Annotated in this window: 8 protein-coding genes; 1 reads left to right on the plus strand and 7 read right to left on the minus strand. The window is 32.7% G+C overall.

Annotated elements, in window-relative coordinates:
• Window positions 1-529 precede the first annotated feature (529 nt).
• The 7 genes from F6K22_RS17875 to F6K22_RS17905 form a co-directional block, all read right to left on the minus strand.
• Window positions 530-952, minus strand: a complete 423-nt coding sequence (locus F6K22_RS17875; RefSeq protein WP_293100527.1) for a KGK domain-containing protein — start codon at window positions 950-952, stop codon at window positions 530-532.
• 341 nt (window positions 953-1,293) lie between these two features.
• A complete protein-coding gene (locus F6K22_RS17880; RefSeq protein WP_293100530.1) occupies window positions 1,294-1,716 on the minus strand; it encodes a KGK domain-containing protein in 423 nt (140 codons plus the stop codon).
• Between the two features lie 299 nt (window positions 1,717-2,015).
• Window positions 2,016-2,462 (minus strand): KGK domain-containing protein, encoded by a 447-nt coding sequence (locus F6K22_RS17885; protein WP_293100533.1) that lies wholly within the window; start codon window positions 2,460-2,462, stop codon window positions 2,016-2,018.
• Between the two features lie 261 nt (window positions 2,463-2,723).
• On the minus strand, window positions 2,724-5,216 hold the full coding sequence (locus tag F6K22_RS17890; RefSeq protein WP_293100536.1) for a dynamin-like GTPase family protein: 2,493 nt from the start codon (window positions 5,214-5,216) through the stop codon (window positions 2,724-2,726).
• Between the two features lie 381 nt (window positions 5,217-5,597).
• The gene (locus F6K22_RS17895; protein ID WP_293100539.1) at window positions 5,598-5,852 is read right to left on the minus strand and encodes a transposase; all 255 of its coding nucleotides are present in this window, start codon (window positions 5,850-5,852) and stop codon (window positions 5,598-5,600) included.
• Window positions 5,836-6,516: an IS630 family transposase gene (locus F6K22_RS17900; RefSeq protein WP_363273819.1), complete on the minus strand. Its 681-nt coding sequence runs from the start codon at window positions 6,514-6,516 to the stop codon at window positions 5,836-5,838. Before F6K22_RS17900 ends, F6K22_RS17895 begins: the two co-directional genes overlap by 17 nt.
• Window positions 6,517-6,672, minus strand: a complete 156-nt coding sequence (locus F6K22_RS17905; protein ID WP_293100542.1) for a hypothetical protein — start codon at window positions 6,670-6,672, stop codon at window positions 6,517-6,519.
• A gap of 472 nt (window positions 6,673-7,144) precedes the next feature.
• Here F6K22_RS17905 and F6K22_RS17910 point away from each other — a divergent pair, with 472 nt between their 5' ends.
• Window positions 7,145-7,843: a glutathione S-transferase family protein gene (locus F6K22_RS17910; RefSeq protein WP_293100545.1), complete on the plus strand. Its 699-nt coding sequence runs from the start codon at window positions 7,145-7,147 to the stop codon at window positions 7,841-7,843.
• The last annotated feature ends 437 nt before the right edge of the window (window positions 7,844-8,280 follow it).

Genomic DNA, 8,280 nt, shown 5'->3' on the forward strand with positions numbered 1-8,280 from the left:
GATTATTTTTCTGTCTTATTCAGGTTCATTAGGGGAAAATGATAGAGGAAATTTTACCAGTATTTTCCATGACTGCATTTTTGAGGAAATCTGAAATATTTAGGGCGAGGAAATTTCCTACATAAATGAATTTTCCTCCAGAAAGTTTCTATATGATTTTCCTGATTAAATTTTGGCTGTAAGTCATCAAGTGGGGAGATTTCATTTGGCAGATGTTCTGAATTATTATCCCTGGAATTTTCTGCTTGATTTTCTGAGTGACTTGATGCTTTTTCTTCTATTTATTCTTGAGGTTTGTCAGAGCAAAATTCTAGAGCAAATTTTACCGGGATTTTCCATGACTACATTTTTGAAGAAATCTGAAATATGTAGGGGGAGGAAATTTCTTGCATAAATCAATTTTTTCCCCAAAAGTTGCTCTCGTAATAGGTTTGAATAGTGCTTTAACAGCAAAAATCTAGTACCACTAAAGCACGACTACTAACTGGGAAAAATTTCCTACACAAATCAATTTTCTCCCAGAAATTTTCTACTGATTTTCCTGATTAAATTTTTGCCGTAAGTCATCAAGTGGGGATACTTCAGTTTCCAGATATTCTGAATTATTATCGCCAGAATTTTCTGCTTCATTTTCAGACTGACTTGATGCTTTTTCTTCTATTTTTTCTTCAGGTTCATCAGGGCAAAATTCTACAGTAACTTTTACCTTAATTTTCCCTGACTGCCATTCTTTAGCACCATACTTGAGAACTTTACAATCTACACCTTCCTCAAATATTTGTTCTTTTATTTCATCAGAAACGTCTAAATTATCTTGGACGATAGTTGCAAAGTGATCGGTATCAAGAAATAAAACTGTAAAATAAGAACTTAAACCCAATGTTTCTGGTACAGGGCTAAACTCAACCTGTATCACTTCACCAGTTTCTAGTGGCTCATATTGATTTTCCATGCTAACTTATTCCTTCTTATTGTTGGCTCAATAACAAATATGTAGGAGGAGAAAATATCCTACATAAATCAATTTTTCCCAGAAAGTTTCTACTGATTTTCCTGATTAAACTTTTGCCGTAAGTAATCAAGTGGGGAGACTTCAGTTTCCAGAACTTCTGAATTTTTATCCCCAGAATTTGGGGCTAGGTAAATCAAATTTTCCCCAAAAAGTTTCTACTGATTTTCCTGATTAAACTTTTGCCGTAAGTCGTCAAGTGGGGAGACTTCAGTTTCCAGAACTTCTGAATTTTTATCCCCAGAATTTGGGGCTAGGTAAATCAAATTTTCCCCAGAAAGTTTCTACTGATTTTCCTGATTAAACTTTTGCCGTAAGTCGTCAAGTGGAGATACTTCAGATTCTGGTTGTTCTGAATTATTGTTGTTAGATATTTCTTCTATTTCTTCTGACTCTACATAAAATTCGACAGTAATTTTAACTCTGAATTTTCCTTTTTTCCATTTATCAGAACCTAGGTTCAATATTTCACAGTCTATGCCACTATTAAACAATCTTGCATAAGGTTCATCTATATTGGGTGGTTTAATAATTTCATCGGGTATTCTGATACGATTTTCGTTCAATTTCTGATCTAGTCTATATCCCAGATTATTATCAAATGATTGATTTAATCTTTGTTTTAAAATACCTATTTTATAGGTATAATCTCCAAAAGAAACTACATCATTGTCATTACAATCTTTTGGGTAAAATTTTTCTTCCATACTAATCTCCATTTGTTCAGTTTCTATTCTTGTTTAAATTTCTGACGTAAATCATTTCTAAAATCTTAACCGAAAGAGGCGACTTCGCCTGGTTTTAGTATTTAAAATCTAGGTTCTATGTTGGTGATTATTTCCTCATTGTTATCTAAATTTTCTTGATTCATATTTAACTCCTATTCATACTAGGCATTTGTCAAGTTTCCTGATGAATTTATTACTCCTAATTTTATTTTTGGCTGAATAAAAAATATGTAGGAGGAAAAAATATCCTACATAAGTCAATTTTCCTCAGAAAGTTTCTACTGATTTTCCTGATTAAATTTTTGTCGCAAGTCATCAAGTGGAGATACTTCAGTTTCCAGAATTTTTGAATTATTATCCCCAGAATTTTCTCCTTCATTATCTGACTCACTTGATTCTTTTTCTTCTATTTCTTCTTCAGGTTCATCAGGATAAAACTCAATATTAAGTGCGACCTTAATTTTCCCTTTTTGCCAACCTTTAGTACCTGGTCTCAACACCTCACACTCTGGACCATCATAATTATCATAAAATAATTCATTTATTGTCTTACTATGAAGATTTACTTGTCGAATAATTGCCCATACTAATTGCTCCTCTGTCAGACATAAATATCCCAATTTGTTTACATTTAAATTTAAGAATCCTGATATTTCTTGAGGAAGTTTAACAACTTGTTCTCCCTCTAATACAACAAATTCTTGATTATCTGAATTTTCTGCCATTTTTAATTCCTTTGTTTCCAATAAATTATCCCAATTACCATATAGTAACGGTATGCTTAGGTAGCACTTAAATTATTTATGTTTTTACTTCTCCCCTGCTCCCCTACTCCCTTACTCCCCTACTCAAAATGTAGGATGTTTTTTTGAGACATCCTACACTTTTCTGATACAAAAAAATTACCGAAAATTTAAGGTATAAAGCCTCTAGGTTTTAACCAGAGGTAATTATCAATTATCAATTATCCATTATCCATTAATGAACTAACTATTCAAATTCATCTCCCGACGTAAATCATCAAGAGGTGATACTTCCTCGCTCTCCAATAATTTCTCCTCCTCAATACTTACCACTTCCAAATTTTCCTTACTTTTGCCAAAATCAAACTCTGAAATAATTGGCAACTGTCGCTCATTTAATAACATCGCCATTAGACAAGTATTAATATAAGAAACTGCCTGATTATAAACCTTTACTTTCTCCTCAACCTCAGCTTGTAAACGTAAATTTATTTGAATTTTATCCCCAGCTTCTGTCTCTAAACTTTGCTCTAAATATTCCCGCGCTTGATTATATTGCTGCATAATATCTTCTGCTTGTTTTTCAGCCATCGGTAATAAATTAGTCTTCAAAGTTTGATTGACAGTTTGACGAAAAGTTTGCCGAATAGTCTTGGAAACTTTTGGCTCAAAATCTAACTTCAACAATTGTCTAATTGCCGGTTCTGCTTCTACCATACTGCTACAGTCAAAACTTTGAGAAGTCTGTAACAAAGTCTGGCGAAACTGATAGATAGAAAAAGTTCCTTCATCATAAAAACGCGGACTTTCTCGCACAAACCTGTCACATTCTATTCGCGCTGCACTTATTAATGCTGTGCTAACTGCTTTTTCTACTTCTTTTAAATGCTTTTCAATTCCGCCATCATTGCCTAACAAACGATAAAGTTGTCGATAATAGTCTGACTTACGAACTCGATCAATTAAACGTTGGAAAAATCCAGTTATTACTAACTGAGTAGAGTCAACCAAAATATTCTCTAATTGATTCGCTAAATAATAAAGTGCTTCGACTAAAACTGCTAATAAAGGTGCCGTTGCATTCCGGGGATGATTAATAGTTGCCCGACTATAAGCAGCTTCTACAGAAAAAGTATCTAACAGTTCATCTAAACGACGAATCATTCGAGATTGAAGTTGATTAAAATCTGCTTCAAAACCATCACATTTATTTGTAACTAGCAAATTTACTTCCTCAGTAATATGTTGATTAAATCCTTCGCCCACCTCCTGGAGTTGAGAATTTAATAATGATAATTCCTGAGCTTTCATTGCCTCTATTTCTTGAGGTTGACTTGCCAAGTCTCGTTGAGTTGCTAAATAATTTTTCTGTAATTGTATACAGATATTTTGTAAATCATCTGCCAAATTTGCAAATAACTGTGGGCGTTTTTCCTCCTTCAGATAGCGAGTAATTCCATTCCGAAATTCTTCTACCCCACTATCAATTATTAATTGTTCAATTAAAGGTTTTCCCCACTCCTCCAAAATCCTGACATAATTTTCATTAGGCGATTCAAAACCATTAATACTTACCCGAAAATTACTAGGAAGTTTGCGAGAAGTTCCACAATAATTGTTAAAAGCGTAGACAAATTGTGGCGTTTCCTCCTCTCCATCCAAACCTTTAACACTATTAGCAAATATAGTATCTAAACCAAAGCACTTCTCCCGACTTGTCTCTTTAATTAAACTGCCATAAAAACCTAATAAACCACTGGTTTTATAAATCTTTTCCGTATCTCGAAAATCAGAAATAATCAAACTTTCTAATCTTTGCCTAAGTTGAGAATTGTACCAAGTTTCATCTATACGGTTAAAGACATAAAAAACCCGGTCTCTAATACCAGAATTTTCTCGTATTTTTTCCAATAATTCTGTTTCCTCAGTTGTCATATCTCCCGCCGCAGCAGCTTTTAAAACACAAATAACTGCGGAAGTTTCAGGGTTTTCTATTTTGTCATAAGTAACTTGAGCATCTTTCTCTACAGGAGCATCAATTCCTGGAGTATCAATAATGATATTTCCATCTTCTAATAAAGGATGATGACAATAATATTCCACCTTCTTCAACACAGCACTATTCATTCCTCTTCTGGCATAACTCGCTGCTTCTTTCAGGTTGGAAAAATTAAACTGTTCCATTGAATAAATAGAATTTTGAGTCGGATGAATAAATTCTTGATTTGCCTCAAAACCATCCACTAATAATTTTAAAGCTTTTGCTTGTTTAGCACGTTCTGATTTATTTTCTCCTCCTTCATTTTTAATAATTGCGTTGCATTGTTCCCGGATAATTCCAATTATTTCTGATTGTTCAATATTGGCATTAGAGTCTAAACCTAATTGCTGTCGTAAAATTGATACTTGTTCTTGAATTTCAGCAATACTTAAAAATGTCAAAACTACTCGTTCTTTTTCAGGTTCAGCATATTCGATATAACATTCTGTTCCTGTCGCGTGACCTTCCGCACTGTAGAGTAATTCTCTCCCTAATAAAGCATTAATTAACATCGACTTTCCTGCACTAAAAGCTCCGGCAAATACTATTTCAAATTTTGGGGAAATTACTTTATTTAAAGAAGAGCGAACTGCCGTTGTATCTTGCTGTCTAAGAGTAGGTTCTTGATGTAATAGTTGAAGTAGATTTTCTACCCGATTTTGTAAGTCTTGACATTGATTAGGAATTAAATTCATTTTTGCCTGATGGTATTAGTGATTTTCTACTATTTTACTATATAAGTAGTCAACCAAAATAAATTTTTATTTCCTGTTTCAGTTAAGTATATAGACAAATTACTTTAGCTAAATCTATTAATTATACAAGTAAATTTCCTTTTCAAAATATTAGTATTTTGATAGTTTTTTGGGATTTTTTACATCTTAAATCCATGAGTTTTGTCACAGCTAAACTTTGAGGATAAAACATATATATAGCAATCTGCGCATTGGTTGTGAAAATTTTTATAATAGTTAATTTGAACTGAAAACCTTGAAAATTCTGTACGTTGCCAATCCCATGGAGACCCTACCTGACTCCTGTAATACCAAATCCGGTTTGGAAAAACCCCTAATATTTTAGGTGTAAGTAAGCCAATGATAGTTAGTTAAATTTCTTACTTCCTCCTTCATTTTTTCCCGAAGAATATTACACCTAATTACCAATGTTTCTTCGATTTCTTCTATGGTTTCCAAATATTCGTTGAGTAATGGTTCATTTATTAATTTCCACAACCTTTCTGCTGGTTGTAATTCTGGAGAGTATGGTGGCAAATAATCTACTATAATTCCCTTCGGAATTTCCACTTTTTTACTACTATGCACTCGCTGCATTATCTTCAATTAACAAAACTTTTTTTTCTTCACTTATGCCAACGTCAATGGCAAATTGCTTATATACTTTGTTCAACCATAATGTATTTACTCTTGGTATTAAATACCAAAATGTTTCTCCTGTTTTGGGATTGACAAAGCCATAGACATATAGCCATTCATAACGATGTTGAACAATCCCTATTGGTCTTTCTCCTTTCTTACTCCAGACTTTTCTCAATATTGGTTTTAATCCCACTCTATGTTCATCAAAAAACCACACTTCAACCTTTGGTACTTGGAGATTTTTTTTGAGTTCTTTTACTTTTATGGGTAAATTTATCTTAAATTCTTCCTGTGTTTTTTTATCTCCTTTTCTATGTTTTGGTCCTGGACTTTGCCATGAATAATTGTGCTTTTTTAAATAATCCCATCCCCTTTGATTCCAAATTTTTTCTCTTCCTGTTTCTTTTTCAATCCAACGTGCTACCTTTAGTCCAGTCCAAATACCTCCATCCTTTGGTTTTGATTCTAATTCTTTTGACAATTTTTTAAGCTGCTCTTGATTTAATAAATATTTTTTTCCCACTTGGTATTTTTGAACATTTTTTCTGAAATTTTTGACTCCTTTTTCCTTTTCTTGATTATACTTTTTGAGAATTTTTTGAGCATAATCATAATTAATTCATACTGCGATTGCACTATTTTTTTTACTCCATCCCAGAGATATTTTCCATAGTAAATGCCATCTTCTTTTTTCTACTGAATCTTTACTGGAACGATACTTTTTTTTGAGTTCATCACAACTATAATGATTGGCTAAATAAGGTTTATTAGCCATAAATATTCCTGAGTTTTATTCTGTTCTTTCTTACATATTTATTCTGAGCGATCGCCAAGAATAAATATTGTATATTATAAGTGGTTTTTCCAAACCGGATTTGGTATCAAAAGTAGATGGCAATTCGTCTCTACTACCAAAATATGACAACTTAAATAGGATTACCATAACAGTCATCATTACTGTTAGAAAATTCTCAAATTACTCAATTTAGTCATGGGAATAATTTAACTTTTGATTGGGGAATTTTAAATCCATAACTTTAGCTAGACCAGTTCCTATTACTATTAATACTTATAGACAAGACAATATTAATGATTAACCTTATGCTTGATTATTGATTTCTAAAAAGTAGCAGATTATTGGTATAATAAAAAGTTGATTTATTTCCATAAAAAAATAAGTTTACTAAAAAGCAAAGATTCTGATAGATTTGATCGTGTATTTACAAATTCTCAAGGTTAAAGAATCCATGGCAATTAAACTTTACGACCTAGTTACTGCAGAAGAAAACAGAGCTTTTAGTCCCTTCTGCTGGAGAATTCGCATGGCTCTAGCCCACAAAAATTTAGAAGTAAAAATTATTCCTTGGCGACTCACAGAAAAAGAGGCGATCGCTTTCTCTAATCAGGGAAAAGTTCCTGTAATTGTTGATGCAAATAAGGGAGATAAAGTAGTTTATGATTCCTGGAATATTGCTAACTACTTAGAGGAAACTTATCCAGATAAACCTTCTTTATTTGGTAGTGCTGAAGCAAAAGCTCAAACCATTTTTGTTGACGCTTGGAATAACAGTTTATTTGGAGTATTAGTGCCAATAATCTTATACGATGTATTTGAAAATATTGATCCTAAAGACCAGCCTTATTTTAGAGAAAGTCGTGAAAGTGTTTTTGGTAAGTCTCTAGAAGAATTTAAGGATGTTACAGAAGACCAAATCAATAATTTCCGAACTTTTATAGAGCCTTTAAGAAACACTATCAGTCAGCAACCTTTTTTAGCAGGAGAAAAACCAAATTATGCAGATTATCTAGTATTTTCAAATTTTCAATTTGCTCGTGCTATGTCTCCCAAAAAACTATTAGAAACTAGCGATCCAGTTCATACTTGGCGAGAAAAAATGCTCGACTTATTTGATGCTATCGGACGCAAAAATTTAGGTTTTAATTAATAAAAAATCCTATAGCAGCCTAATCATAGCTCAGGAAAACTAAAAAACTTAAAAATAAGCATTTAGCTCTTAGTATTTAGCTATCAGCTTTTCCTGGGGAAGGGGCTAGCCCATAAGCTTTTGAAAGTAATAACTTACTAAGCTTTGCTGATAACATTTTTCGTGTCGGACTTTTAATTATTTTTGGAGACTAATTCCTCCTTCTAAAATAATAAGTTAATAACTCATAGGTGAATGCTGATAGCTGATAGCTGAATGCTTACACTCAAAACTCTTAGACTTGCTTTCATTAATGGATAATTACCTCTCCATAAAAGGGAGAGGATTGACGCTCAAGGAAAAAATTTATTTCTCTTGGTTGATTGGATATGGTTAGGTCACCTATCCATCCCTCAACCGCTTTTTCTCCTTGAAAGGGGAGACTTTCAACCTGAATT

Origin of the sequence: Okeania sp. SIO2F4 (genome assembly GCF_010672385.1) — a bacterium.
Classification (GTDB): Bacteria; Cyanobacteriota; Cyanobacteriia; order Cyanobacteriales; family Microcoleaceae; genus Trichodesmium.